This window comes from Microbacterium xylanilyticum (assembly GCF_054654695.1).
Window position 1 is genome coordinate 3,262,386 of the sequence record NZ_BAAIEN010000002.1, and the last position, 26,011, is coordinate 3,288,396.

At 68.9% G+C, this 26,011-nt stretch carries 21 protein-coding genes and 1 pseudogene; 9 read left to right on the forward strand and 13 right to left on the reverse strand.

Features of this window, described 5'->3' with window-relative positions:
- Window positions 1–89: 89 nt before the first annotated feature.
- A complete protein-coding gene (locus ACYQ1L_RS16375; protein ID WP_460005088.1) occupies window positions 90–1,394 on the reverse strand; it encodes a type III PLP-dependent enzyme domain-containing protein in 1,305 nt (434 codons plus the stop codon).
- Window positions 1,395–1,527: 133 nt separating this feature from the next.
- Between ACYQ1L_RS16375 and ACYQ1L_RS16380 the strand changes: the two genes are divergently transcribed.
- Complete coding sequence (locus ACYQ1L_RS16380; protein ID WP_460005089.1) at window positions 1,528–1,929, forward strand: RidA family protein; 402 nt, start codon at window positions 1,528–1,530, stop codon at window positions 1,927–1,929.
- A gap of 22 nt (window positions 1,930–1,951) precedes the next feature.
- Here ACYQ1L_RS16380 and ACYQ1L_RS16385 read toward each other — a convergent pair whose 3' ends face one another.
- The 3 genes from ACYQ1L_RS16385 to ACYQ1L_RS16395 all read right to left on the reverse strand — a co-directional run bounded on the left by ACYQ1L_RS16385 (window position 1,952) and on the right by ACYQ1L_RS16395 (window position 5,900).
- Window positions 1,952–3,895 (reverse strand): potassium transporter Kup, encoded by a 1,944-nt coding sequence (locus ACYQ1L_RS16385; RefSeq protein ID WP_460005090.1) that lies wholly within the window; start codon window positions 3,893–3,895, stop codon window positions 1,952–1,954.
- Between the two features lie 104 nt (window positions 3,896–3,999).
- Entirely contained in the window at window positions 4,000–4,842 is an 843-nt protein-coding gene (locus tag ACYQ1L_RS16390) for an NAD-dependent epimerase/dehydratase family protein (protein WP_460005091.1), read from the reverse strand.
- Between the two features lie 5 nt (window positions 4,843–4,847).
- Complete coding sequence (locus ACYQ1L_RS16395) at window positions 4,848–5,900, reverse strand: aldo/keto reductase (protein ID WP_460005092.1); 1,053 nt, start codon at window positions 5,898–5,900, stop codon at window positions 4,848–4,850.
- Window positions 5,901–6,050: 150 nt separating this feature from the next.
- Here ACYQ1L_RS16395 and ACYQ1L_RS16400 point away from each other — a divergent pair, with 150 nt between their 5' ends.
- Window positions 6,051–6,938 (forward strand): LysR family transcriptional regulator, encoded by an 888-nt coding sequence (locus ACYQ1L_RS16400; protein ID WP_460005093.1) that lies wholly within the window; start codon window positions 6,051–6,053, stop codon window positions 6,936–6,938.
- Window positions 6,939–7,028: 90 nt separating this feature from the next.
- On the opposite strand, the gene ACYQ1L_RS16405 is transcribed toward ACYQ1L_RS16400, so the two are convergent.
- The 7 genes from ACYQ1L_RS16405 to ACYQ1L_RS16435 form a co-directional block, all read right to left on the reverse strand.
- Window positions 7,029–9,881 (reverse strand): immune inhibitor A domain-containing protein, encoded by a 2,853-nt coding sequence (locus tag ACYQ1L_RS16405; RefSeq protein ID WP_460005094.1) that lies wholly within the window; start codon window positions 9,879–9,881, stop codon window positions 7,029–7,031.
- Window positions 9,882–10,134: 253 nt separating this feature from the next.
- Entirely contained in the window at window positions 10,135–10,470 is a 336-nt protein-coding gene (locus ACYQ1L_RS16410; protein WP_460005095.1) for a sugar ABC transporter ATPase, read from the reverse strand.
- A 225-nt stretch (window positions 10,471–10,695) separates the two neighbouring features.
- Complete coding sequence (locus tag ACYQ1L_RS16415) at window positions 10,696–11,196, reverse strand: hypothetical protein (RefSeq protein ID WP_460005096.1); 501 nt, start codon at window positions 11,194–11,196, stop codon at window positions 10,696–10,698.
- Between the two features lie 149 nt (window positions 11,197–11,345).
- Window positions 11,346–12,188, reverse strand: coding sequence for a sugar nucleotide-binding protein (locus ACYQ1L_RS16420; RefSeq protein WP_460005097.1), 843 nt, complete (start codon window positions 12,186–12,188; stop codon window positions 11,346–11,348).
- Between the two features lie 338 nt (window positions 12,189–12,526).
- The gene (locus ACYQ1L_RS16425) at window positions 12,527–12,859 is read right to left on the reverse strand and encodes an AAA-type ATPase lid domain-containing protein (protein WP_460005840.1); all 333 of its coding nucleotides are present in this window, start codon (window positions 12,857–12,859) and stop codon (window positions 12,527–12,529) included.
- 15 nt (window positions 12,860–12,874) lie between these two features.
- Entirely contained in the window at window positions 12,875–14,236 is a 1,362-nt protein-coding gene (locus ACYQ1L_RS16430; protein WP_460005098.1) for an APC family permease, read from the reverse strand.
- 76 nt (window positions 14,237–14,312) lie between these two features.
- Window positions 14,313–16,034 (reverse strand): ABC transporter substrate-binding protein, encoded by a 1,722-nt coding sequence (locus tag ACYQ1L_RS16435; RefSeq protein WP_460005099.1) that lies wholly within the window; start codon window positions 16,032–16,034, stop codon window positions 14,313–14,315.
- Window positions 16,035–16,144: 110 nt separating this feature from the next.
- Between ACYQ1L_RS16435 and ACYQ1L_RS16440 the strand changes: the two genes are divergently transcribed.
- The 7 genes and pseudogenes from ACYQ1L_RS16440 to ACYQ1L_RS16470 all read left to right on the forward strand — a co-directional run.
- A complete protein-coding gene (locus ACYQ1L_RS16440; protein ID WP_460005100.1) occupies window positions 16,145–18,193 on the forward strand; it encodes a hydantoinase/oxoprolinase family protein in 2,049 nt (682 codons plus the stop codon).
- The gene (locus tag ACYQ1L_RS16445; protein ID WP_460005101.1) at window positions 18,190–19,851 is read left to right on the forward strand and encodes a hydantoinase B/oxoprolinase family protein; all 1,662 of its coding nucleotides are present in this window, start codon (window positions 18,190–18,192) and stop codon (window positions 19,849–19,851) included. Before ACYQ1L_RS16440 ends, ACYQ1L_RS16445 begins: the two co-directional genes overlap by 4 nt.
- Window positions 19,848–21,296, forward strand: a complete 1,449-nt coding sequence (locus tag ACYQ1L_RS16450; protein WP_460005102.1) for an NAD(P)/FAD-dependent oxidoreductase — start codon at window positions 19,848–19,850, stop codon at window positions 21,294–21,296. Before ACYQ1L_RS16445 ends, ACYQ1L_RS16450 begins: the two co-directional genes overlap by 4 nt.
- A 164-nt stretch (window positions 21,297–21,460) precedes the next feature.
- The gene (locus tag ACYQ1L_RS16455; RefSeq protein ID WP_460005103.1) at window positions 21,461–21,769 is read left to right on the forward strand and encodes a transposase; all 309 of its coding nucleotides are present in this window, start codon (window positions 21,461–21,463) and stop codon (window positions 21,767–21,769) included.
- Window positions 21,766–22,449 carry a DDE-type integrase/transposase/recombinase gene (locus ACYQ1L_RS16460; RefSeq protein ID WP_460005104.1) on the forward strand — a complete coding sequence of 228 codons (684 nt, stop codon included), beginning with the start codon at window positions 21,766–21,768 and terminating at the stop codon, window positions 22,447–22,449. Before ACYQ1L_RS16455 ends, ACYQ1L_RS16460 begins: the two co-directional genes overlap by 4 nt.
- A 197-nt stretch (window positions 22,450–22,646) precedes the next feature.
- Window positions 22,647–23,756, forward strand: a complete 1,110-nt coding sequence (locus tag ACYQ1L_RS16465) for an IS110 family RNA-guided transposase (RefSeq protein WP_460003972.1) — start codon at window positions 22,647–22,649, stop codon at window positions 23,754–23,756.
- A 10-nt stretch (window positions 23,757–23,766) separates the two neighbouring features.
- Window positions 23,767–24,072 (forward strand): annotated as a pseudogene (locus ACYQ1L_RS16470) (integrase core domain-containing protein); the annotation flags it as partial.
- Between the two features lie 46 nt (window positions 24,073–24,118).
- On the opposite strand, the gene ACYQ1L_RS16475 reads toward ACYQ1L_RS16470, so the two are convergent.
- Both ACYQ1L_RS16475 and ACYQ1L_RS16480 read right to left on the reverse strand, forming a co-directional pair.
- Complete coding sequence (locus ACYQ1L_RS16475; RefSeq protein ID WP_460005105.1) at window positions 24,119–24,841, reverse strand: SDR family NAD(P)-dependent oxidoreductase; 723 nt, start codon at window positions 24,839–24,841, stop codon at window positions 24,119–24,121.
- Window positions 24,838–26,004, reverse strand: a complete 1,167-nt coding sequence (locus ACYQ1L_RS16480; RefSeq protein WP_460005106.1) for a C45 family autoproteolytic acyltransferase/hydrolase — start codon at window positions 26,002–26,004, stop codon at window positions 24,838–24,840. Before ACYQ1L_RS16480 ends, ACYQ1L_RS16475 begins: the two co-directional genes overlap by 4 nt.
- Window positions 26,005–26,011 lie beyond the last annotated feature (7 nt).

The following is a 26,011-nucleotide window of genomic DNA, read 5'->3' on the forward strand; positions in this document are numbered from 1 at the left end:
CGTGCGACGGCCGGATCCGTGCCGCGCGAGGCGTCATCCGGGCACCGGAGCCTGGCGGGGCGCACCGCGACGGCGGGCGAAGAGGGCGCTCAGAAGATGGTCTCGACGAGGTCCACGACGACCGGGTCGGGCGCGTCGGCGTCGGCGACCACGGGGATCAGGCGCCACTTGTCGAGCACCGTGCACGGGTGCGACAGGCCGAGCCGCACCACGTCGCCCACCGCCAGCCGGGCGGCCGCTCCGGAGGCGACGACCTCGTCGGCGAGCCGCAGGAACAGGTGCTGGTCGTTGAGCGCCGTGACCCGGCTGCCCGCGAGCACCACGTCGTCTCCGGCGCGGCCCGCGACGCGCTGTGCGACGGGCAGCCCCTCGTCGAACGAGGCGTCGCGGCGCCCGCAGTCGAGCAGCGCGAGCCCCGGTTCCGGCCGGGACAGGACCCGCGCCCAGACGTGCATCGCCGAGCGGAACGGCACGTCGCCGATCGTGCGCCCCATCGGGCTGATGCCCGCGTAGAAGCCGTCGTCGTGGATCTGGAACGCGCCGGAGCGCACCACGACGTCGGCGTCCGGGCACAGCGCCGGCAGCACGGCGCCCACGCGGTCGAAGTACGCGCTGCCGCCCGCCGTCACCACGGGGCGGGCACCCTCGGGATACAGGCCCGCCTCGGCGATCGCACGGTGCACGGCCGCGAGCTCGCCGAGATAGCCGTCGACCCGGGCGATCGCCTCGGCGCCCGCGTCATGCGCCAGAGCGCCCTCGTAGCCGCCGACGCCCGCGAGCTGCAGCACGGGCGACGCGGCGACGGCCCCGGCGACCGCGAGCGCCGCCCCGCGATCGCGTGCGCCGGTGCGGCCGCCGGCACCGCCGAGCTCGACCATCACCCGGAGCGGCCGGGCCACCGGCCCGCCGAGGCCCGCCTCCACGGCGCGCACGACGTCCACGCCGTCCGCCCAGCTGAGGATCTCCGCCTCGGGGTGCGCCGCCAGCTCGCCGGCGATCCAGCGCAGACCGACCGGATCCACCACCTCGTTCGCGATGAGGATGCGGCGCACGCCGAACGCGCGCCCGACCTGCGCCTGCCAGGCGGTGGCGAGCGTCAGCCCCCAGGCACCCGCGCCCCGGGGCCGGTCGTCGAGCAGCTGCTGCCACAGCGCCGGGGCCATCGTGGTCTTGCCGTGCGGCGCGAGCAGCACCCCGGCGTGCTGCGCCCAGTCGGCCATCCGCGCGACGTTGTGGACCATCGCGCCGGCGTCGAGCGTGAGCAGCGGCGTGGCGAAGTCGGAGCGCCTCGGGGCCGTGGCGAGGAACTCCTCCGGCGTGCGGCCGTGCGCGGACGGCGGGAAGGACTTGTCCCGCACGGACAGCGGGCGGGCGGCACTCGATGACGTCTGCACCCCTCCATGATGGCGCTCCGGCCCCGCTGACGGGTCGCGTACGATGTCACGCGATCGCCGTGAGCGCCTCGCGCGCCGAGAAGCTCGCCCGAGAGGCTCCACCGAGAAGCACCGCCGACCGAGAGGAACGACCATGACGCAGAAGACCCGCGTTCTCACCGCCGACGCCCCCGCCCCGGCGCACGTGTTCTCGCAGGGTGTGCGCAAGGGTCCGATCGTGCAGGTGTCCGGCCAGGGGCCCGTGGATCCGAAGACGGGCGCGTACCTGCACCCCGGCGACGTGGCTGCGCAGACCGTCCGCACCCTCGAGAACGTGCGGGCGATCGTCGAGGCGGCGGGGGCGGCCTTCGACGACATCGTGATGCTGCGCGTGTACCTGACGAAGCGCGAGGACTTCGCCGCCATGAACGAGGCCTACGGCGCGTTCGTCGCGGCGTACACCCCGAGCGGCGTGCTGCCCTCCCGCACCACGGTCTTCACGGGCCTTCCCCGCGAGGAGATGCTCGTCGAGATCGACGCGCTCGCCGTGATCTGACCGCCGCCCCGCGGCGCCCGGCTCACAGCTCGATCTGGGACCCCATCACGATGACCCGGTCGCGCGGCAGCGCGAAGTGGTCGCTCGCGTCGGTGGTGATGTGCGACGCCGCGAGGAACAGGCGCTTCCGCCACCGCGCCATGCCGCCCCTGCGGCCCTCGCGCAGTTCGATCTTCGACAGGAAGTACGTGGCGTTGTCGAGATCCAGCCAGCCCTGGGTCTTGTGCGGGGGGATCGTGCGCAGCGCACGCGGGATGTCCGGGTTCTCGGCGTAGCCGAACCTCGTGGAGATGTAGAGGATCCCATCGGTCGGATCCCCGAGATCGTCGACCGTGCAGCGCTTCGACTGCGGGACCCGCGGGATGTTCTGGATGTCCACGGACAGGATGATCACCCGGGCGTGACGCACGTGGTTGTGCTCCACGTTGGCGCGCAGGGCGAGCGGCGTCGTGGTTCCGCCCGGGTTGAGGAAGATCGCGGTGCCGGGCACGCGGTCGACGAGCTTCGGGTGCGTGCGCAGGTTCCGCACGAAGTCGGTGAGCGAGCCCTCCGCCTCGGTGCGGCGCGCGGTGATGAGCTCGCGCCCGCGCTGCCACGTCGTCATCACGGTGAATGCGGCGAGGCCGATCGCGAGCGGCAGCCAGGCGCCGTGCGTGAACTTGGTCAGGTTCACCGCGAGGAAGAGCAGGTCGACGGTCAGCAGCACCGCGGCCCCCGCCACGAGGAGCCACAGCGGGACCCGGCGCCAGCGCTGACGCGCGAGGTAGAAGAACAGGATCGTGGTGATCGTGATGGTTCCGGTCACGGCCATGCCGTAGGCGAAGGCGAGGGACGCCGAGCTGCGGAACGCGAACACCAGAGTGATCACCGACACCATCAGGAGCCAGTTGATCCACGGCACGTAGATCTGGCCGTGCGTCTCGGAGGAGGTGTGCGTCACGCGCAGCCGCGGCAGGTACCCGAGACCCGAGGCCTGCGCTGCGACCGAGAATGCTCCCGAGATCGTCGCCTGCGAGGCGATGACGGTGGCTGCGGTGGCCAGGACGATCAGCCCGATCCTCGCCCATCCCGGCGCCAGCAGGAAGAACGGCGCAGAGACGTTGGCCTTGTCCTGGAGGACGAGCGCTCCCTGACCCATGTAGGTCAGGGCGAGTGCGGGGAAGACCAGGAACAGCCACCCGAGCGAGATCGGGCGGCGCCCGAAATGACCCATGTCGGCGTACAGGGCTTCGGCACCGGTGAAGGACAGCACCACGGCCGCGAGCGCGAAGAAGGCGATGTGGAAATGGCCGACCATGAAGCCGATCGCGTAGGTCGGCAGCAGCGCCAGCAGGATCCGCGGGTTCTGCGCGATCCCTCCGATGCCGAGGGCTGCGATCACCACGAACCACAAGGCGGTGATGGGCCCGAACAGACGCCCGACCACGGAGCTGCCGAACTTCTGGATGAGGAAGAGGACCAGCAGGATCGTGACCGTGATCGGCACGACCCATTCCGCGAACCCCGGGTCGATCGTCTTCAAGCCCTCGATCGCGGAGAGCACCGAGATGGCGGGCGTGATCATGCTGTCGCCGAGGAACAGCGCTGCACCCAGCACGGCGAGACCCGACAGCACGGCGACCGTGCGGGTGCGGCGACCCTTCGGCGCCCAGCGACGCAGCAGCGTGAGCAGGGCCATGATGCCGCCCTCGCCGTCGTTGTCCATCCGCATCGCGAGCGACACGTACGTGATGGTCACGATGAGGATCACCGACCACACGATGAGCGAGACCACGCCGAACAGGTTCTCCGTCGTGAGCGGCACAGGATGCGGGTCGCCCGGGTCGAACACCGTCTGCAGCGTGTAGATGGGGCTCGTGCCGATGTCGCCGAACACCACCCCGAGGGCGCCGATCACGAGGGCGAACCGGAGGGGACTGCGGGTCGCGGCGGGAGCCTTCTGATCGATCGCTGCCTGGCTGTTCACAGACGAAGCCTAGAGCCCGTGCCCGTGCGAACCGGCGCTCCTCACGGAATCCTCACGGCGCAGCGGAGCGCGTCACCGCATCCCGGCGGCGGCCCGCATCATTCTCACGAACGCCAGGAGTAAGCCGGTTCGTATCCCAGCAGGCGGCGTGCCTTCTCGATGGACAGGAGCGTGTCGTTGACCCCGAGGTCGCCGCGGATCTCGACGCCGGGGAACACCTCCGCCACGAGCTGCGCGTTGGGGCGCGACATGACGGTGTCGGCGGCCGCCACGATGTACCGCTCGAAGCCGGGCTCGCGCCGCCCGCGCTGGATCGCCTTGAGCACCGCCTGTGCACCATCGCGGGCATCGACGTAGCCCCAGAGGTTCCACTTGCGCAGCCGCGGGTCGGAATCGAAGGACGCGAACGCGGCGTAGTCCTCCGGATCCATCACGTTGGAGAATCTCAGCGCCTGGATGGAGACGTCCGGATGCCAGCGCACGAGCTGGATCGCCAGCTGCTCCTCGAGGTGCTTCGACAGCGAGTAGTTCGACTCGGGACTCGTGCAGTCCTCGTCGACAGGGATGTACGGCGGCGGCGTGTCGAAGGGAAGCCCCAGCACGGTCTCGCTGGAGGCGGTGACGATCGTCCTGACCCCGGCCCGGATGGCTGCACGGAGGACGTTGTACGTCGCCGTCATGTTGTTGTGGAACGTGGCGACGTCGGGCAGCAGCCCCGGAGCGGGCACCGCCGCCAGGTGCACGACCGCATCGAAGCCGGCGGAGTGCTCGTCGACGCCCATCAGCGCATCGATGGTCTGTCCGTAGTCCGTCAGATCGACCTGCACGAACCCGGATCCCCGTTCGCCGGTCCGGTCGAGATTGAGCACGTCGTGCCCCTCCTCCCGGAGCACGCGCACCACCGTCCGGCCGAGCTTGCCCGACCCGCCGGTCACCGCGATCCTCATCAGGCTCACCTGCCCCCTCCGATGTTCCGGTGCCGCTGAGCCCGCCCCGGCGCGCCGTACGGGTAGTCGTCCGCCGGCGGGTTGCTGACCGCGGTGAGGCTCTCCAGCTCTCCCGCATTGAGCTCGAGCTCGAGCGCACCCAGGTTGTCGCGCAGCTGCTCGACCGTCCGCGCTCCGAGGATCACCGAGGTGACCGCGGGCTGCGCGGACAGCCAGGCGAGCGCGACCTGCGAGGGCGATGCCCGGTGAGCCTCCGCCACCGCCGTGACCGCGTCGATGATCCGCCACGTGCGCTCGTCCGCGTTCCGGCGCTCCCAGGCCTCCATGCCCCGCTCCGGGTTCTCGCCGAGGCGCGTGGCCCCCGTCGGAGGCACATCCCTGCGGTACTTGCCGCTGAGCCAGCCCCCGCCGAGCGGCGACCAGGGCAGCAGTCCGATGCCCGCATCCAGCGCCGCGGGGACGATCTCGTGCTCGATGCCGCGCACCAGCAGGCTGTACTGGGGCTGGAGCGTCACCGGGCGAGCCCATCCGTGCTGCGCGGCCAGCATCCTCGCCTTGGTGAGCTGCCAGCCGGTGAAGTTGGAGAAGCCGTAGTACCCGATCTTGCCCTGGCCGATCGCGTCGTCGAGGAAACGCAGAGTCTCCTCGAGCGGCGTGACCGCATCCCACGCGTGCAGCTGGTAGAGGTCGATGTGCTCGACGCCGAGTCGGCGCAGAGAGTCGTCCAGGGCTCTCCGCAGATGCCGTCGAGAGGTGCCGAGGTCGTTCGGTCCGGCTCCCATCGGGAACCGGCCCTTGGTGGCGATGACCATCTGCTCGGCCTCCGTCGGATGCGCGGCGAGCCATCGCCCGATGATCCGCTCGCTCTCGCCGGCGGAGTAGACGTCCGCCGTATCGATGAAGTTCCCTCCCGCCGCCACGTAGGCGTCGAGGATGTCGTGGGACGTGGCCTCGTCCGCTTCTGCGCCGAACGTCATCGTCCCGAGGGCCTGCGCGAACACGACGGCGCCGCCGGCTCCGAGGGTGCGGTACGTGTCCGGTCTCGATGTCTCGCTCATGAAGGATTCCTCGTCATCGCAGTGGTGAAGAGCGCTCGGCGACATGGATCTCCGGTGCGAGCGCTCCGGCTCTTGCACCTTCACGATAGGAACCGGGAAACTAGAAGTCCAACAACTAGTTCTCATGGCATTCAGAAGACGGGCAGATGAATGGACCTTCGACAGATGGAGTACCTGGTCGCCCTCGCGGATGAGCAGCAGTTCACGCGCGCCGCAGCCGCCTGCCACGTGTCCCAGTCGGGCCTGTCCGCTGCGATCCGCAGTCTCGAGGAGGAGCTCAGCACCGCCCTCTTCCATCGCACCACGCGACGCGTTGCGCCGACGGAGGCGGGGCTGGCGCTGCTCCCCCACGCGCGGATGATGCTCGCCCAGTCCGCCGCCGCACGCGACGCGGTCGTCCGCGCGACGCACCAGTTCTCCGGAAGCCTGTTCGTCGGAGCGGAGCAGTGCCTCGGCCTCGTCGACGTGTCCGCTCTGCTCGAGCGCGTGCATCTGCGCTACCCGCTCGTCGAGCTCCAGTTCACTCAGGCGGGCTCGCACGACCTGGCGGCACGGGTGCGCGACGGCAGCCTCGACGTGGCCTTCGTGGCGGGACACGAACGGTTCTCACGCCTCCAGCACAACGAGCTCGGGCGCCGCCGGATCGTGCTGCTGTGTCCGCCGCAGCACCCGCTCGCGGCGCGGGAGCGGGTCGATTGGGCCGACCTGCGCGAGTCGGACTTCGTCGACTTCCAGGACTCGTGGGCCATCCGCTCCCTGAACGATGACGCGTGCGCGGCGAACGGCGTCGCGCGCCGCGTGAGCTGCTCGGTGAACGACGTGCACACGCTGCTGGACCTCGTGCACCGCGGGCTGGGGATCGCGCTCGTCCCGCAGCACATCGCCGCGAAGCCGCAGGCGGCGGGGCTGGTGACCCTGTCACTGCCGCCGAGGACGACCCCGCAGTGGGTCGTGTCCGCCATCACAGGGACCCCGCCCACGGCGTCCGCTTCCCTCCTGCTCGAGCTGCTGGACGCGGAGCTCGCCCTCACGGCGTGATCCGCGCCGGACGACGCAGCGCCGGCCCTCGACTGGCGAGGACCGGCGCTGCCGGCGGGTCGTCCCGTTGCGGGTACGCCCCCGAGGGACTCAGCCCTTGCGGGGTGCGGTCACCTCGATGAGGGCCGCCGTGTTGTTCTGCATCGACTTCTTCACCGAGATGACGGTGCCGTAGCCCACGCCCGCGTCGGCGGGGTTGCCCGTGCCGAGGACGGTGAATCCGAGATCCAGACCGTACAGGTCCGTCGCCGGGGTGCCGTCCGGGTTGACGACGCGCGTGCTGTACGGCGCGTTGCCGACCGACGGCACGACCACCGAGGCGTCGCGCAGGCGGTTGTACAGCCTGCCGTCACGCACCTCCAGGCCGGCCACCCAGCCCTTGTCGTCGGTGAAGGTGCTCACCGGGGCCTGGGCCGCGATGTCGGTGCACGCCTCGTTCTGGTAGTTCGCGTCGACCAGGCAGTCCTTGAACGGCAGGGTCGGCGTGAGGCCGAATGCGGCGTTCGACGACTGCGCGCGGCTGGAGACGTTCTTCAGCAGCGACGGGTCCAGGGCAGCCTCCGCACCGGTGCGACGCAGCGGGTCGAAGTGACTGTCCACCAGCAGCAGCCCGCCCTTGGCGCCGTAGCTCGGCAGGCTGGTCTGGTTCGCGGCGACCTGGTTGGCGACGTGGTTCGCCGACCCGTAGGTGGTGTCGCGGTACCAGATCAGCGCGCCCGGCGCGTTGTATGGGACCTTCTCGACCTTCCAGCCGTCGGCGCTGTACACCGTGGTGTAGCCGTACTTCAGACCGTTGTCGAAGCCGTCGAAGTTGCGCCACTCCACCAGGTAGAACTGCGCCTTGATCTGGGTCCCGGTGTCGCGGGCCCAGCCGGCGCCGGTGGTGTCGGTGAAGGTGCCGTCCGCCGCGGTCCAGCCGTTGTCGCCGTTCTCGACGTCGTCCGTCCAGACATCGGCGCCACCGGCGCTCAGAGCGAAGTCGTCCGAGAACCAGCCGCGCTCCTGGAACGCCGCGTCGGTGGCCTGGCGCAGGCGGATCTGGATGTTCTGCCCCGCGTACGCCGACAGGTCGACGTGGTCGTGGCGCCAGCCATCCGAGGATCCGGTGAGCCCGTACTTCTTGCCGCCGAAGTCCTTCATGCGGCCGTTCGGGTCGCTGTAGCCGTCGTCCGTGGAGACCAGCGCGCCGGTCTCGTCGTAGACCTTCTGCTCGGTCCAGGTGCTGCCGCCGTCGGCCGAGACCTCCACGAAGCCGTAGTCCCAGTCCTCCTCGATGGCGTAGTTGTTCCACATCGAGAAGGTCGCGCCCGCCGGAACGTTGTCGATCGTGCGGGTGAGCGTGGCGTCCGCCCAGCTCTGGTCGGAGTTCGAGTACCACATCTCCGACCCGCTGTGCGGCTCAGCGAGCACGATCGTCTTGTCCGGCAGGTTGACCTTGATGCCGTCCTCGGTGCCCTTCGCGGGCCGCGAGGTCTGACCGACCTTGATCGTCTGCTTCGCGTCGCCCGGGTTCACGACCTTCGGGTCGGCCCAGCCGAGGATCCACTTGTCCCAGATCCCCATGTGGGTCGGCTGCGACTGGAAGATCGGGCCGGAGTGCGAGCCCGAGCTCATCAGATCCCAGAAGTCGACGTCGGAGTTGCCGGCGTTCGACGTGTCGTACAGGTCGGGCAGGCCCAGGTCGTGGCCGTACTCGTGGGCGAAGACGCCGACGCCGGAGTTCTCCGGCTGCACGATGTAGTTCTGGATCTTGAAGTCGGTGCCGGGAATGGAGGCTCCGCCCGCGACGTCGGACGAGTGCGCCCAGATCGCGTAGGTGCCCTCCTTGCCGCCGCCGCCCGACTTGTCCTCACCGGCGTGCACGAGCACGACGTGGTCGATGATCCCGTCGGGCTCGTTCACGTTGCCGTCGCCGTCGCGGTCGCCCTGGTCCTCGATGTCGTAGTCCGCCCACGGGAAGTCCGGGTTCTGCTGGGCGAGCGCCGCGACGGCGTCGATCGGCAGCTGGCCCGGGCCGAGGGGGTTGTCCGGATGGCCCTGCATGTCCTGCATCGGGCCCGCCTCGTAGGCGCCGGTCTCCGGGTTGATGTGGCAGACCGTGGCGCCGTAGTACGCCTCGGAGTGCGGCACGGTGACCCACGCGGTGGCCTCACCGGTGAGGCTGTACGCGCCGCGCGACATCTCCTCGTACATGTTCTTCATCGTGTTGCCGGAGATGTCGAACCCGGGCTTGCCGTCCAGGCCCGTCAGGTCGGTGCGCACGCGCTCGGTGACACCCTCCTTCGAGAAGAGCATCTTGTTGTAGAAGTCGCTCGAGAAGTCCGGCACCCACATGGTGTTGTTGTCGGGCTGCGCCGCCGTGGCGGGATCCGGGATGTTGTTGTGCAGGGTCGGCCCCTGCACGTCGCCGGGCTTGCAGTCGGTCGCTCCGAAGGAGGTGGGCACCTGAAGGTCGGAGAAGTCCTCAGTGCCGCCGAACTCGACCAGGATGGTCAGCAGCTTCGCCTGCTGGGCGGTCTTGGACTTCTTGAGGTTCTTGGGGCTCTTCCCGGTCTTGACCGCCTTCGCCTCGGTCTCGGCCAGCTGCTGGGCCGCCACGGGGTTGCCCTGGGCGTGCTTCTGGTCGTTCTCCTTGGCGCGCTCGAAGGCGGCGCCGCTCACCGAGCGGACGCTGCTGCCGTCCGCTCCCGCGACGGCTTCGTCGTCGGACGCATCGGTGATGCCCTCGACGTCGGGCGCGACGTAGTTGATGTAGTGATCGGCGGATCCGGACCCCTCGGCCGCGGAACGCGTGACCGTCGTCCCGGCCGGATCGGACGAGGTGCTCGACGACGCGGCGACAGCCGGGACGGCCCCGAACGTCGCCACCCCCGCCGCAGCGAGCACGAACGCCGATGTCGTCGCTGCGACACGTCGTCGTGCGCGGGCGCTCTTCTCTGACATTGATTCTCCCTCCAGGCATCACCGCGGGGGTTCCCGCGGTGATGCGGATGTCATGCGCCGGTCGGACGCACAAGACCCACGTTTACCGTGAAAATCCTATGCGAGGGAAAAGAATCGCCTGAGAACGCGAAAATTCTGCCGCGAACGACACGACCCGGGGCGCGGCGAAGCGCCACTCGGAAGACCGCGTCCAAGTGGCGCTTCGGTGGTGCGGCGCGAGAGAGCCCGATGCCTTCGGCTCCCTCGTCGGGGATCACGTGTCCTCGGGCGCGAGGTCCCCGTCGCCGTCTTCGCCGAGCTCGGCGATGAGCGGGTCGTCGCCCTGGCTCTCGGGCTGCAGTCCGCTCCGCGGCTGATCCTCCGCCGGCACATCGTCATCCGGCGCAGGGATCTCGTCGGGATCCGCTCCCGTCGCCGTGGCCGGATCCAGGTCGTCGTCGCCGACGCCGGCGTCCTGCGCGTCCGTCCGCTCCCACTCCGCCTCGGCGGGATCGTCGCGGGGATCCGCCTCGGCCGTCGCGTCGCGGTCTCGCAGCGGCCGCACCGCGTCCGCACTGTTCCCCGTCGGGGTCTCGGGTGTCGATGCCATGTCCGCACTCTCCTCCTCCGCGAGCTGCGCGGCCGGTGCGGCAGCGTCGTCGCGTTCCGCCAGTGTGCCGGCGGGAGGCCCCAGCCGCAGGGGGCTTGAGATCGCAGGAGGAGATCCCTATCGACCCGGCGTCGCGGCGAGGCACCTTCCCGGGGACGAGCGAGGGGCGCCGCTCCGGGGAATCCCGGTGCGGCGCCCCCGCGGAGCTTCAGCGTGCGACGGGGCTCAGCCCTTCGTGCAGACGTCCTGCAGCTTCTTGGCCTGGTCCATCAGCTTCGTGCTGGCGTCCTGGACCTTCGTCGAGACATCCTTCATCTTGTTCTGCGCCTCGGTGAGCTTGTCCATCGCCGCCGGGTCGGTGGCGTCGATGCTCTTCACGTCGGGGATCTCGAAGCCGTCGAAGACCTTGACGAAGCTCTTGTACTCGGCGGAGAACGCCTCGAGGGGCTTCTTCACGGACTCGTTCGTGATCTTCTTGTCCGCGACGTCGAGGCTCTCGAGGACCGGGGCGAACAGACCCGCGAAATCGACCTTCTCCCCCGCGGTCGCCTTCTGCATCGCATCGTTGACATCGCTCGACATGCTCGAGGTCGCCTTCTGCATCTCGTCCTGTGCGACCTTGCACGCGTCGGCGACGCTCTGCCCGCCCGAGCAGGCGGTCATCGTGGCGGCCAGGGCGATCGCTGCGGCCACACCGCCGATCCGGGTCAGGGTTGCCTTGTTCATCAGAGCTCTCCGGTCTCTCCATGGAAAAGGCTGCCGGTCCGTGAGGGCGCGACAGCCGTGATTGCTCCTCCACCCTATTCCGAGCAGATCCATAGACTCGGACAGTGGAGCGGATTCTGCCGGATCGTGATCGCACCGAGATATCGCGGCTACGCCCCGTTCACCAGCAGCTCGGCGTAGCCCTCCCGGAAGGACGGGTAGCGGAGGGCGCCGACGACCTCCCGCATCAGCGCCCCGTCGAGCACGGTGCCGCCGTCGCTCTCCGGCTCGACGCGCGGCGGTGCGCCGACACCGATCCGCTCTGCGACGAACGTCACGACCTCGCCCATCGGCACCGGCGCCTCATCGACCGCGTGGACGAGCGCTGGCGGATCCTCGGCGCGGAGCATCCGGTCGAGCAGCTGGACGAGGTCGTGTTCGTGGATGCGGTTCGTGCGGCGGGAGTAGTCGACGGGCGACCCGGCGCGAACCCGTCGGATCACCGAGTCCCGGCCCGGGCCGTAGATGCCGGCCGGGCGGACCACGCACGCGCCGAGCAATTGCACGGCGAGCTCTTCGCCGCGCAGCAGTGCCCGCGCGCGGGGACCGACCGGCGCGGGCGGATCCGATTCGGTCAGCGGCCGAGGCCCCGGCCGGCCCTCGAACACCCGGGTCGAGGAGACGAACACCACGCGCGAGGGGCGCGACGGCAGCGCGTCGGCGAGATGGGTGAGCGCCGCCGCGTAGAGGTCCTCGCCGTCGTCGTCGACGCCCGGGGGCAGCGTGATGACGACGGAGTCGCAGTCGGGCAGGGCGCGCGGCGACGCGAACCGCAGGTCCACGGCGATCGGGACGAAGCCGGCGGGGAGCGCTTCCGGCGTGCGCCGGATGGCGAGGACATCGTGACCGTCGGCGAGCAGTCCTTCGCCGAGCCGGATTCCGAGCTTCCCGCAGCCGACGAGCAGCGTGCGCCCGGGCGACCTCTCCGCCGGCGCGGACTGCGGCTCGTCCATGTGCACTCCCTTGCCGATCCGCGGCACGGCCGCGCGCAGGTACGAAGAAACCGCAGATCTCTCGGGGTTTTCTGTGGCGGTGACGGTGGGATTTGAACTCTTATCCAGAACGCCGAGTTGGATGCCACTCAGCACGACTCCGTGGACTTCACACGGATTCATGGGGTGCTGAAGTCGCGTTGGGCAAGGTTCGATGAGGATCAGCGATGCAGATTTCGTCTCGTTTGTTCCCAAGTTGTTCCCCCAAATCGGCCCTGCCAGCGGGCGCCCGCATGCCCGAGGCTGTTCGTCCATACGCGGTCGCCGGCGGCGAATCCCGCCGCCCCGGCGTCCTGCGGCTACGACGCTGCCGACGAGGTCGCGGCCCACAATGAACGGGAACGGCGTCGGCGTCGCATACGCGCCCGACCGTACGAAGAGATCACCCGACTGACCTCGCTCGCTTCCATCTGCACCAGAATATCGGTCGGGCCGAGCTGCGGCGGCGGGAGCTCGCCGGGTCTTCGCCGCGCCGACGTCGCGATACCCGGGAGCAGATGGTCGAGGCCGATCGTCCCGCCGACCGCGCGGTCCGCCCCGGATTCGAGGACGGATGCCAGCTCCCGAACGTTACCGGGCCAGCGGCGCGCGACCAGGCTCCGCACCGCAGCGGTCGGCAGCCTCTCCCGGATGGCGGGGCCAGGTCGTCAGGTTTCGACGACCTGCAGCGGAGCCTCGCTCACGTCGAGTTCCGGCGGGCGGCGCCGGAAGAAGCGGGTCATCGCGAGCAGGTACACAAGCCCGGCTGCGGCCCAGCTCAGCCCGACGATGAGCGCCGACTGACTCAGGCTCGTCCACAGCCACGCGGTGAGCAGGAAGCCGATCCCGGGCAGGATGCCGTAGCGGATCACTGCGCTCGTCCCGCGCAGCCGGGAGTCGATGAGATAGTGCTTGATCACGGTCAGGTTCACCGCACTGAAGGCGACCAGGGCGCCGAAGCTGATGAGGCTCGACAGGGTGGTGAGGTCCAGCGCCAGGCCGATGAGCGAGACGGCGGCGACTACAAGGGTGGCTCCGGCGGGGGTGCGGAACCGGGGGTGCACGAACGCGAACACCGATGCCGGCAGGAGTCGGTCGCGGCCCATTGAGTACAGGATGCGCGACACGGTGGCCTGGGAGGCGAGCACAGAGGCTACGCAGCCGGCGATGTACGCGGCGGTGAAGAATGTTGCGAGCGCCTGTCCCCCGGCGGTGCGCATGACGTCGAGCGATGCGGCGTCGATCGACGTGTAGCGGGCGATGTCGGGCATCACGGCGTTGGACGCGGCCGACAGCAGCATGAACAGCAGACCGCCGAACACAGTGACGATGATGATGGCACGAGGGATCGTTCGCTCCGGGCGCTTTGTCTCCTCCGCCAGGGTCGAGACCGCGTCGAAGCCGAGGAACGAGAAGCAGAGCAAGGCGGAGCCCGACAGGATCAGGGCGAGGTTCGCCTGGTTGTTGAGGAACACACTGGCCAGGCTCGGGAGGTGGATGCCGGAGGCGGCCGCGAAGGCGACGAACAGGAACACCGCGATGAAGGCGAACTGCAGACCGAGCAGAGCCAGATTCACCCCGGACAGCAGCCGGATCCCGAGGATGTTCAACGTCGTGACGATCACGAGCGAAGCGAGGAAGAACACCCACGCGGGCACCGCGGGGAATGTCGCGTTCAGGTAGATGCCGATCACGAGGTAGGTGACCATCGGGAGCAGGAGGTAGTCGAGCAGCAGCGCCCAGCCGGTGAGGAATCCGATGTGCGGGCCGAACGCGCGTCGGGCGAAGGCGTAGGCGGATCCCGCCACCGGGAACCGGCTGACCATCGCGGCATAACTGAACGCCGTGAAGCACATCGCGACCAGCGTGATCGCGTACGCGGCCACCAAGTTTCCGCGGGTCATGACGTTGGCGATGCCGAGCGTCGTGAACACCGTCAGCGGGATCATGTACGCGAGCCCGAACGTTACGGTGGAGCCCAGGCCCAGCACGCGGCGAAGGTGCGGGTTGGGTGCGTCGTTGCTAGTCATAGTGCCTCCATTGGCTTCGGTCGCCCCGATTATGAAAGAGCGGTGCGCAGCCGTGCTTACGTCGTTCGACGTACGTCTACGCGGCATTTCTGGGAGGTCGGAATCTGCGCAGGTCGCCCTTCGGTGTCGGTGCCAGGGCGACGGGCACACCGTCCTGCACCTGGTATACCAGCAGCGCCTGCCCAAGCGAGGAGTCCTTCGTCTGGTAGGGGTAGCACAGTGCGGCCTGTCCCGGGCTGCCGAGGTAGTACACCCCGTTCAGGCCGCGCAGGATGGTGGAGCGCAGGTGCTCGATCACCGCCTGCGCACCGGACGTGCCCGTGGTTGTCCATGCCGAGGCGAGCAGCATCACCTGGTCGTAGGCCGCGCTCGCTTGCGACCAGCCCGGTGCCTCGCCGTAGCGGAGCATGAACTGGCGCTGGAATCGTTCACCCATCGCGTCGTCGTATCGCGCGGTCACGCTCGACCACACGATCCCCTCCGCCGAGCGGCCGGCGACCTTCTGGAACCGGGGAATGGACGCGGCGTAGACGTAATAGACAAGACCGCGGAAGCGGCGCGACGCAAGAATGCGCTGAAGTTCGGCGACATCGGGCAGGAAGTGCGAGACGAAGAGCACAGCGGGCGCGTGCCGGAGGATGCGGTCTGCGACATCCTCCCAGTGCGGGGCCTTCACCGGCACCCGCAGGGCGTGCGCGTGCCGCCATCCCGCCTCCGACAGCAGTTCGCCGAGCACCTCGTTCGCGATCACGCTCGTCTCGCTCTCGACCTCGAGGCTGACCACGTCCCGGCCGGGCGGATCCCACAGCCCCTCGTGCACAAGGTCGCGCAGGAACGTCACGAAGCCGAGCCGATAGTTCTCCTCGGACGGACAGGTCTGGAAGATCATCCCGTACCGCTCGGGCTCGTCGCGCACGAGCTCCACCTGCGACTCGAGGGTCGCTGTGTGCAGCAATGGACGGCCGAACCGCGACACCAGCTCGAGCGCCGCAGGGTTCTCGGCGGTGACGTAGTTGGTCTGGATTGCGTCGACGTCCGCGGAGGCGAGACGCGCCACAGCCCGGGTGACGGAATCGCCGTTGAAGATGTCGACCTTCTCGACGATGTGCTCGATGAGCCGGCCGTCGATCCCGCCGCGCTCGTTGATCTCGCGCACGGCGATCGATGCCCCACGTACGAGCTCGAGGCCGTCGGACGACGCCGACCCCCGCAACGGGGCGATCGTGCCGAGGAGCAAGGGGCGGCGGCGGGTGAAGCCCACCTCCACCGAAGCAGTGGGGTCCGTGCCGCGGGCCATCGTCATCGCGGCCTGCTGGATCTCTGCCTGCGCGATCGAGGTGTTCCCGATCGGTCCGCCGGGCAGCGGCAGCACGATCAGGGCGGCATCGACCGCCATTGCCGCCAGTCCTGCGCGACTCGGCTGCCCCAGTTTCCCCAACAACCGCTCGACCTGGGTCGAGACCGTGCGGGGCCGGGTGCCCAGCCGCCCGGCCACCTCACCGTTGGTGAGCCCCAACGCGACGAGGGTCAGCACCTGCGCCTCCCGTGGGGTGATTCCGCGAGGAAGGACCGCACGGGAGCGCACCACGAGTGCGGATCCTTCGCCGTCTCCGCCGCGCTGGCGGATCAGTGTCACCGCATACCAAGTACGGCCCTGCTGCCACAGGAACCTCGCACTCTCACGACCCGTGACAATGAACCCGCGGGCGAGGTCGCACAGCTGAGGGTCACCGTCGTCACCACGGGTGAGTTCGACGACGAATTCGTCGGTGGTCGCGTCGCCGATGCCCGATGCCATGACGGCGATGATACGTCGAATGACGCATGATGCGGCGTCTTGCGGCAGGATTTGCTGTTCTCGCAGTCGGGATGGCCGGCTGGAGCACGTGGCCGATGGGAGACGAGGACGTGACCACCGCGAACTGGACGGTCAGCATCGATGCTGGCGGAACCTTCACCGATGCGATCGCACGGTCCGATGAAGGTGACGTGCGGGTGGCCAAGGTGGCCTCGACCCCGCACGACCCCTCAGAGGGACTGAGCAACGCTATCTCCGCTTTGGCGCGTGAGGGACTGCCTCTGGACGCGGTGAGCCTACTGTGCCACGGGACCACGGTGGCGACGAACGCCATCCTCACCGATGAACTCGCCGACATCGCGCTGGTGACTACGCGCGGATTCCGCGACGTGATGGGGTACCGGCAGAGCAGCCGCCCGGACGTCTACAGTCTGTCACCCGAGCGCCCGAAAGATCTCGTCCCGCGGCACGCCCGCATCGAGGCCGACGAGCGGATGGACAGCCATGGGCGCGTCCTCACCCCGCTCACCGCCGACGAGGTCGATCGCGTTGTGGCCGAGGTCGCGGCGCAGCGCCCGCGCGCCGTCGCGGTGAGCTTCCTGTTCAGCTATCTCAACGACGCGCACGAGAAGCAGATCGGCCAGGCGCTCGAAGCGGCCCTGCCCGATGTGCCGGTGACGCTCTCTAGCGAGGTCGCCCGCGAATTCCGCGAGTACCCCCGCACGGCGACAACCGTGATCAACGCGGCGTTGCGCCCGATCGTCGGACGGTATCTCACCCGCGCGAAGGGTGCTGTCGAGCAGGCGGGCCTCGAGTCACCGTTCGTGGTCATGCAGTCCAACGGCGGCAGTGTCCCGGCCGAGCGGGCCGAACGGCAGGCGCACCAGCTCGTGCTGTCCGGCCCCGCGGGCGGGGTCGCAGGGCTGGTGGACCTCGCCGCGCAGCACGACCTGGACAATCTGATCAGCCTTGATATGGGTGGCACCTCGACGGATGTCTGCCTCGTCCGACACCGGCTCGCGCCGTTCGCAAGGGAGCAGCGCGTCCAGGATCACACGCTGCTGGCCCCGACCGTCGACATCCATACGATCGGCGCCGGCGGCGGCAGCATCGCGTGGGTCGATCAGACCGGTCGCCTGCGCGTCGGTCCGCGTTCGGCCCGGGCGATACCGGGGCCCGCGTGCTACGGCCGCGGCGGCGTGGAGCCTACGATCACCGACGCCCATGTGGTGCTGGGCACCCTCGGCGGCGACGAGCTTGCCGACGGACTGTCTCTCGACCGCGACGCGGCGGTGGAGGCGATGCGCCGAGTCGGCGACCGCCTCGGCTTCACGCCCGAGGAGACCGCCGAGGCGATTCTGGCGATCGGGCTGGCGCACATGGTGCAGGCCGTGCGCAAGGTCAGCGTCGAGCGGGGCTTGGATCCCAAGGAGTTCGCGCTGGTGCCGTTCGGCGGTGCCGGGCCGCTGCACGCGGGGATGCTGCTGCGTCATCTCGGCGTGTGCTCAGTGATCGTGCCGCAGCAGCCGGGGCTGTTCTCGGCCGATGGCCTGCTGGTGGCTGGGTTGCGCTTCGACGACTCCCGGACAGTGCTCAAGAGCTTCGACGCCGACGCTCTCGCCGAACTGGCCGACTGGTATGGGCGGGCCGCGGCGTCCGGACGCGATCAGCTCGTGCTCGACGGTGTCTCCCCCGACGCGATCACCGTGCTCGCCTCGGCCGACTGTCGCTACCGGGGTCAGGGTTACGAGCTGACCATCCCGCTGCCCGGGCACGACGAGGCATCCTTGAGTGTGGCCGCGGACCTGTTCCACTCCGCCCACGAAGAGCTGTACGGGCACGCGAACCGCGCCGAGGATGTGGAGCTGGTCACCGTCCGCATCGCCGTGACGGGCGCCTACGGGGGGCGCAGGGGTCGGCGACGCGCCGCTGTGGCGTCGGACGACACCGAGCCGCTCATCGCCCGTCGCACCGTGCGCATCCCCGGCTCGGGGTGGTCGGAGCTGCCGGTCTACGACCGCGCGCGGATGCTGCCGGGCACAACCTACGAAGGCCCCGCGATCGTCGCGCAGATGGATTCGACGACCTTCATCCTCGACGACCAGTTGATGACCGTCGCCCCGCAGGGCGACCTGATTGTGACGGAGGCTCACCGATGAGCGACACCACGACGAGGACGACCCTCGGCACCCGGATGGACCCGGTCACCTTCGAGATCGCCGCGGCGGGACTCCAGTCGGCGGCCGAGGAGATGGGCAGCGTCCTCAAGCGATCCAGCTACAGCCCGATCATCCGAGACATGGACGACTTCTCCTGCGCGCTTTTCACCGACACCGGCGACCTCGTCGCGCAGGCCGACTACATTCCGGCCCAACTGGGCGCGATGTCCCTCGTCGTCAAGGCCGTCATCGACCGCTGGGGCGGTCGAATCCACGACGGCGACGTGTTCATCTGCAACCACCCGTACCTCGGCGCGATGCACCTGCCCGACATCAACATCGTCGCACCGGTGTTCATCGACAACGCGCTCGTCGCGTGGACCGGAACCGCCGCGCACCACATCGACGTCGGAGGAGTCAACCCCGGCAGCGAAGGACCCGAGCTGCAGGACCTGTTCGGCGAGGGCGTCGTGATCCCGCCGATCCGGCTGTCGGTCGCAGGTGTCGAGAACGAGGACCTCGTGGCCCTCCTCAGCGACAACATCCGCGATCCCCTCAGCACCGTGAGCGACCTACGCGCTCAGCGCGCCGCCTGCCATCTGGGCAGCCAGCGCGTCATCGAACTCGCTGGCCGCTACGGCCGCGAGACGCTGATCGACGTCATGGCCGCCATGCTCGACAGCGTCGAGCGCGGCGTGACGACTGCGCTGTCGGACCTTCCGGACGGGATCGGTGAGGCGGAGGGCTTCCTCGACGACGATGGTCGGGACGGCCCGCCCACCCGCATCCACGTCAAGGTGCGCAAGTCCGGCCACCGCCTGACGATCGATCTGTCCGGCAGCGACCCGCAGACCGCCGGCGCCATGAACGTGCCCTGGGCGAGCGCCCGCGCGGGCATCGTGTATGCGGTGCGTGCCGTGGTCGCCCCCGACCTCGGCGCGAACGACGGACTCCTGCGCGCGGTGGACATCGTCGCGCCGAAGGGGAGCGTCCTGAACCCGATCGCCCCGGCGGCGGTGTCGATTCGACACAACACCTGCCAGCGCTTCGCCGACACGCTGATCCGGGCGATGACCGACCTCTGGCCGCAGAAGGCGGTCGGCAGCAGCACCGTCAGCTTCTTCTGCTTCAACGCGGGCAGCACCGACCCGTTCACCGGGCGCCCCGCCGTCATGGCGGACGTCGTCGGAGGCGGCACCGGCGCGACGCCGACCGGAGACGGCATCGACGGCGTGGACACGTACATGTCAAACGTCGGCGTGATGCCGGCCGAAGTCGTCGAGACGAACTACTCGATCCGCGTGCTCAAGACCGAGTTCCTCCCCGGATCCCAAGGCCTCGGGCAGTTCAACGGCGGTCTCGGACTGCGGCGGGAGTATCAGATCCTCGACCACGACCAGCGGGTGACGTTCTATTCCGAACAGACCCACGAGGACTTCCGGCCCGCGGGAGCCGCGGGAGGCACGGACGGCGCCGCCACCACCATCACGCTCATCGACCCGGCGGGCCTCGAACACGCCGCGCCCTCCAAGGCATCCACGACCCTCCTCGCGGGCACGGTCGTGCGCGTGGAGACCGCGGGCGGGGGCGGCTACGGCGACCCCGCGCTGCGCGACCCCCTGTTGCGAGCCGCAGACGAGAAGGACGGCCGCCTGTGACCGCGCCGGCCGCCGTCGCCCCCTCAGCTGGGCCGGTATACGGGCTCGCCCGCAGGAACGATCCCGCGCTCCTCGAGGAGTCTCTGCGCGATGCGCGCCCCATACCGTACTGGCTGGACCGCCAACCGACGCGTGACGCGCTGTCGCCGGTCCGCACCGACGAGACCACCGACCTGCTCGTGGTCGGCGGCGGGTTCTGCGGACTGTGGACGGCGCTGCTGGCCAAGGAGCGCGACCCGGGTCGCGACGTCCTGCTGATCGAGTCCCGCAGCCTCGGGTGGTCGGCCAGCGGCCGCAACGGCGGGTTCTGCGAGGCGAGCCTGACGCACGGAGCCGCCAACGGGCGATTCCGGTTCGCCGACGAGCTCGATCGGATCCGCGAGATCGAACACGAGAACTTCACGGGGCTGCGGAAGACGCTCGACCGCTACGACATGAATGTCGAGTTCGAAGATGCCGGGGTGCTCACCGTGGCGACCGAGGAGCACCAGGTGGGCGAGCTTCGCGAGGCCGAGGGCGCGCCCGGCACGCGCTGGCTCGCGAAGGAGGACCTGGGAGCCTTCGTGCGTTCGCCGGTCTACCGTGCGGGGCTGCTGAAGACCGACGGCTATGCGCTGCTGAACCCAGCACGCCTGGTCGACGAGCTGACCCGAGCATGCCTGCAGCTGGGGGTCCGCATTCACGAAGCCACTCCCGCCTTGTCGATGCGGCGCACGGCCGAGGGGATGCGGGTCCGCACCCCCGACGGCGCGGTCGCCGCACGGCGCGTCGCGCTGGCGACGAACGGATTCCGTTCATTGGTCCGCCGGGCGCGCCGGTGGACGGTCCCGGTGTACGACTATGCGCTTGTCACCGAGCCCCTATCCCCCGCCCAGTTCGAGGCGATCGGATGGGTGGGCCGGAACGGGCTCACCGACGCCGGCCGTCAGTTCCACTACTCGCGCAAGACCGCCGACGACCGGATCCTGTGGGGCGGTTTCGATGCGGTCTACCACCGCGGAGGGCGGATCGAGCCCGGCTACGACCAGCGTCCCGAGACGTTCGAGCGGCTCGCAGACCACTTCTTCACGACCTTCCCCGCTCTTCGCGACGTCCGGTTCACGCACAAGTGGGGTGGGATGATCGACATGTCGACCCGTCTCGTGTCCACCCAGGGCACCGCGTTCGCCGGGAAGGTCGCGTACAGCCTCGGCTACACAGGGCTCGGGGTCGCCGCGACGCGATTCGGGGCAGCGGTCATGCTGGACATGCTCGACGGGAGGGAATCCGACCGCACGCGCCTCGCGCTCGCGACGGGGCGCCCCTTCCCGGTGCCGCCGGAGCCGCTGGCAGATCCGATCATCCAAACTGTGCGCCGCGCGGTGGCGAAGGCCGACGAGAACGGCGGGCGGCCGGGGCTGCTCCTGCGCAATCTCGAGCGGATCGGGATCGGCTTCGACTCTTGACCTGCCGTCGATAGGTCACCCGCCACCGGGTCCGCACGTCACAGTGCGGGCACCGGCGGTCGATCCAGCAAGCAGTTATTAAGGGGTATGTCGCGGGACTGCTGCACGGATAGGTGACATCTGATCTGGCTTGCCCGAGGGGGTGGGCCTGGAAGGATGTTGCTGTGCCCAAGCCCTACCCGAGCGAGTTCCGTGACGACGTCGTGCGCGTTGCCCGAGGCCGCGAGCCCGGAGTGACCATCGAGCAGATCGCGAAAGACTTCGGGGTCCACCCGATGACACTCCAGAAGTGGCTGCGCCGTGCCGACGTCGACGAAGGCGCCAAGCCCGGCCAGTCGCGGACCGAGGTGGCCGAGATCCGGGAGCTGAAGAAGCGCAACCGGCTGCTGGAGCAGGAGAACGAGGTGCTCCGGCGAGCGGCGGCGTATCTGTCGCAGGCGAACCTGCCGGGAAAAGGCTCTACCCGCTCGTGACGGAGCTCGCCGAGGCAGGGATCCCTGTGACGGTGACGTGTCGGGTTCTCAAGCTCTCCCGACAGCCCTACTACCGGTGGCTGAAGAACCCCATCACCGATGCCGAAGTGGCCGAGGCATATCGCGCGAATGCACTGTTCGACGCCCACCGGGACGACCCCGAGTTCGGGCACCGGCTGCTCGCCGACGAGGCCCGTCAGGTCGGGGAGGTGATGTCGGACCGGACGGCGTGGCGGATCGCTTCGAGCAATGGCTGGTTCAGCGCGTTCGGGAAGCCCAAGCGGGGCAAGGCCCGTAGGCCAGGGCCGCCCGTTCACGACGACCTGTGCGCCGTTGTCGACGAGCACGGCCGCACTCGGCACGTCTTCGCCGCCGATGCGCCGAACCAGCTGTGGCTGACGGACATCACCGAGCACAAGACCGCCGAAGGCAAGCTCTACCTCTGCGCGATCAAGGACGTGTTCAGCGGCCGGATCGTCGGTTACTCAATCGACTCGCGAATGAAGTCCCGTTTGGCCGTCCAGGCGCTCGACAACGCCGTCGCCATGCGCGGCGACGTCTCCGGCTGCGTGGTCCACTCTGACAGTGAGACTGTTCGTGCTGGTGTTCTCAGGGGTCCTGACCCTCACAGCGATGGACGCGCAAGGATGCTGGTGCCGAGTGTTCTCAGGGGTTCCTGACTCTCACTCCGATCGACTTGTGCTGTCTTTCCTCGGATCTGTCGGTCCCCTGAGAACGCCCGGTGAGGCGTCACGCCTCGCCGCCGGAGTGACCTAAGGAGAGCCTGCGCCAACAGGTGCTCATCACTGTCTTGTCCGCCGGTCTGGTGGTGCGCGGTGCCGTTCCCCACCCCCACGCGAGCAGATCGGAGCACGACATGACCATCATCCACGACACGACACGACCACCTCAATCCCACCCGCCCGTGTTCGCAGGAGTCGACACGCACAAGGAGATCCACGTCGCCGCCGTCGTGGACGCGGCCGGCACCGTGATGGGCACACACAGTTTCTCCACGACCCGTGCCGGCTACCGGGCGTTGCTGGCGTGGGTGCACAGCCACGGAGAACTCGTCAGGATCGGGATCGAGGGCACCGGATCGTACGGCGCCGGTCTCACCCGCCACCTCGCCAAGAACGACGTCGTCGTTCTCGAGGTCGACCGGCCCGACCGCTCCGACCGCCGACGCAAAGGCAAGGACGACGATCTGGATGCGATCAACGCCGCCCGCGCCGCACTGCATGAGCGGCGCACCACGATCCCGAAGTCGAAGGACGGCGCGGTCGAGGCCCTCAGGATCCTGCGCGTCGCCCGCGCTCAAGCGGTCCGGGAACGCCGCAACACGCTGCAGCTGCTGCGCATGTCGATCGTCTCCGCGCCCGACGAAGTCCGTGACCAGGTCCGAAACCTCACCCGCATGCAGCTGATCCGCCACCTCGCCGCCTGGCGCCCCGACGTCTCCAACGCGACCGACCCCGTCGTCGCCTACCGGGTCGCGTTGAAGTCGTTCGGTCGCCGCTACCTCGAGCTCACCGACGAGATCGTCGGCCTCGATGACCTGATCAACCCCATCGTCGAAGCTCTCGCCCCGCAGCTGCTCGAACGCGTCGGAATCGGCATCGAAGTCGCCGGACAACTCCTCGTCACCGCCGGCGACAACCCGGACCGGCTGCGCTCGGAAGCCTCGTTCGCGATGCTCTGCGGCGTGTCCCCGCTTCCCGCCTCGTCCGGAATGACCCAGCGGCACAGGCTCAACCGCGGTGGCGACCGGCAGGCGAACCGGGCCCTGCATCTCGCGGTGATCAGCCGCCTCAGAATCGACCCCAAGACGCAGGCCTACGCCGCGAAGAAGACCGCCGAAGGCCACTCGAAGATGGAGATCATCCGCTGCCTCAAGCGCTACCTCGCCCGCGAGGTCTACTTCCTCCTCAACCCCGGCATCGAACACATCACCCCGAACACGAAACCCGCCAAAATTGCCGCTTGACTCTTAGGAGAGCATCCGCGGCTCTCAATTCCGAAGCAGGAAGATGCTCCGCGCCCTGGCCCGTCATCGCATGGTCGGAAGCATGGGAAGAGTCGGGTCCAGCGGGGACAATGCCGCTATGGAGAGCTTCTTTGCGTTGCTGCAGAAGAACGTCCTCAACCGCCGGTCCTGGACCACCCGGGATCACTTACGCATCGCGATGGTCACCTGGATCGAACGCACCTACCACCGCCGCCGACGCCAGGCACGCCTGGGCCGTTTGACGCCCATCGAGTTCGAGACCATCATGAACACGACCGTCGCACTGGCGGCGTGACTACAACCTGTCACCTACTCGTGCAGCAGTCCCACTGGGCTTTCCGTCACATGACCAGCTGGCCGCCGTCCACGGGGATCACGGCGCCGTTGACGAAGGATGCGTCTGTGGAAGCGAGAAACCGGCAAACGTGTGCGACCTCGTCCGCGGTGCCGATGCGCCCCAGTGGGATCGAGCCGACGGCTGACCGGAATCCGGCTTCGTCTTTGATGATGGTCGTCATCCCGGTGTCGATGACACCTGGAACTACAACATTCGTTCGCACCCCTCGCGGTCCCCACTCGGTTGCGAGTTGGCGCCCGAGCGACACGACCGCCCCCTTGCTGGCGGCGTACGCAGCACTCGGCTCCGTGTTGTCGCCGAGCGCCCACGCGATGGAGCTCAGGAGCACAATGCTGCCGGAGCCAGCCGCGAGCATGTGTCGGCCGACGAGCGAAGCCAGTTGGAATGAGCCCGTTGCGTTCACCGCGAGCACGCGTTCCCACACGGAGAGATCGGCTGTTTCGCTCGGTGAGGTCAGGTAGATCCCCGCGCAGTGCACCAGGGCCGCGGGCGGCTTCCCGATCCTCTCGAAACCGCTCAACAGGGCGCCTTCCACGGCGTTCCGGTCTGTGACGTCGCACTGCTCCCAGAATGTCCCGGGCTCCCCGTCCTCACGAGGCGGTAACTGGTCGAGCGCGAGGACGATGTCACCGTGGGACAGCGCCTGTCGGCGGACAGCGGCACCGATACCCGATGCGGCCCCGGTGACGACGATGACGGCGCTCATGCCGAGATGACCAGCTCAGAGGGCACCCCATCCTCGGCGCGCGGGCGAAGGAATTCCGCGAAGTCGAGCTCGCGACGTTGTGTGCTGCATGGATTTCCGTCGGAGAGGTGCACGACGCGGCGTTCGAGATCGAAGATGAGTGAGGCCAAAGTGCACCATCGCTTGGTGGGGTCCGCGCGCAGGTCGGGATGGGTGCAGATGGATCCGGGGGCGTCGGTGTGGTCGGACAGCGCAGTGTTGAGCGACTCGATGGTCGCCTCGTGATGACCCCGGAGGAGGTCGGTGAGGCGCTGTTGACGTATGTAGCTGTCGGCCATGACGAACGGTGCGAGATCGTCACCGTGGGGGTTGCCGACGAAGTGATTGGTGTGTGCGAGCATGCCGTCGTCCGGTGTGCGCACGTGGACGCCACCGATTCCGCCCGGTTCGCACTCGATGCTGAGGAGAGCGCCTCCGGCGGCGCCGACGAGAAAATGCCCCGAGGATGCTCGCGCGTGCGAGGCGAGGATTTCCAACGCGTCGAATGCAGTCGTGCTCGCGGTTAGGAGGCGGAGAAGGACGTGGAACGGCACCCCGCTGACCTCTCCGTCGTGGCTGGTCGCGAGGGTGTTCACCGCGATGCCGACGCCTTCGGCGTTCAGGCTCGCCTTCGCGAGCAACCCGGCTTCTACGACAGTGACGAAGTTTGGCCCGTCATCGGGTTCCACTTCGAGGAGGATGACGCTGTCCGCAGCATGCACGAGCCAATCCCAATTCTGGCCGACCAGTGTATGCCCCGTCCCAGTGTTGTCGGGGTGGAGGCCGAAGGAGCTGCACTCGCCACGAAGGGCGGAGGTCTTGGGCGCGTCACGGTTGACCTGCGCCCACATGATCTCGGTGCGGCAGTTCATCGCCAGCACGTCCACGAAGGGGAGCGCTGCACCGTCCGCGATGCCCTCGAGTTCCGCCACGATGTCCGGGGAGGCTCGGTGGATGGCGTCCAGGTACTTCATCGCATGTGCCGTCGCTTGCGGCCAGGTGATGCCACTCGCGGCGAAATTCCGGGCGTAGCCGTCGCGGCCAGCGTGGACCTCAGCGCGGGCCAACTCGCCATACATTCGGCCGCGCTGCCTGGGCGCGCCGCTGATGCGGATGTGTGGCAATGTTCTGGGCGTGATGCGCATGGTGGGT

What these genes read in the sequence shown, in the direction of transcription:
- ACYQ1L_RS16435 (WP_460005099.1), bottom strand. Translation starts at nt 16,034, where the DNA reads ATGGCATCGGGCATCGGCGACGCGACCACCGACGAATTCGTCGTCGAA.
- ACYQ1L_RS16410 (WP_460005095.1), bottom strand. Translation starts at nt 10,470, where the DNA reads ATGGCATCGACACCCGAGACCCCGACGGGGAACAGTGCGGACGCGGTG.
- ACYQ1L_RS16420 (WP_460005097.1), bottom strand. Translation starts at nt 12,188, where the DNA reads ATGGACGAGCCGCAGTCCGCGCCGGCGGAGAGGTCGCCCGGGCGCACG.
- ACYQ1L_RS16480 (WP_460005106.1), bottom strand. Translation starts at nt 26,004, where the DNA reads ATGCGCATCACGCCCAGAACATTGCCACACATCCGCATCAGCGGCGCG.
- ACYQ1L_RS16405 (WP_460005094.1), bottom strand. Translation starts at nt 9,881, where the DNA reads ATGTCAGAGAAGAGCGCCCGCGCACGACGACGTGTCGCAGCGACGACA.
- ACYQ1L_RS16465 (WP_460003972.1), top strand. Translation starts at nt 22,647, where the DNA reads ATGACCATCATCCACGACACGACACGACCACCTCAATCCCACCCGCCC.
- ACYQ1L_RS16475 (WP_460005105.1), bottom strand. Translation starts at nt 24,841, where the DNA reads ATGAGCGCCGTCATCGTCGTCACCGGGGCCGCATCGGGTATCGGTGCC.
- ACYQ1L_RS16400 (WP_460005093.1), top strand. Translation starts at nt 6,051, where the DNA reads ATGGACCTTCGACAGATGGAGTACCTGGTCGCCCTCGCGGATGAGCAG.
- ACYQ1L_RS16415 (WP_460005096.1), bottom strand. Translation starts at nt 11,196, where the DNA reads ATGAACAAGGCAACCCTGACCCGGATCGGCGGTGTGGCCGCAGCGATC.
- ACYQ1L_RS16445 (WP_460005101.1), top strand. Translation starts at nt 18,190, where the DNA reads ATGAGCGACACCACGACGAGGACGACCCTCGGCACCCGGATGGACCCG.
- ACYQ1L_RS16430 (WP_460005098.1), bottom strand. Translation starts at nt 14,236, where the DNA reads ATGACTAGCAACGACGCACCCAACCCGCACCTTCGCCGCGTGCTGGGC.
- ACYQ1L_RS16380 (WP_460005089.1), top strand. Translation starts at nt 1,528, where the DNA reads ATGACGCAGAAGACCCGCGTTCTCACCGCCGACGCCCCCGCCCCGGCG.
- ACYQ1L_RS16395 (WP_460005092.1), bottom strand. Translation starts at nt 5,900, where the DNA reads ATGAGCGAGACATCGAGACCGGACACGTACCGCACCCTCGGAGCCGGC.
- ACYQ1L_RS16390 (WP_460005091.1), bottom strand. Translation starts at nt 4,842, where the DNA reads ATGAGGATCGCGGTGACCGGCGGGTCGGGCAAGCTCGGCCGGACGGTG.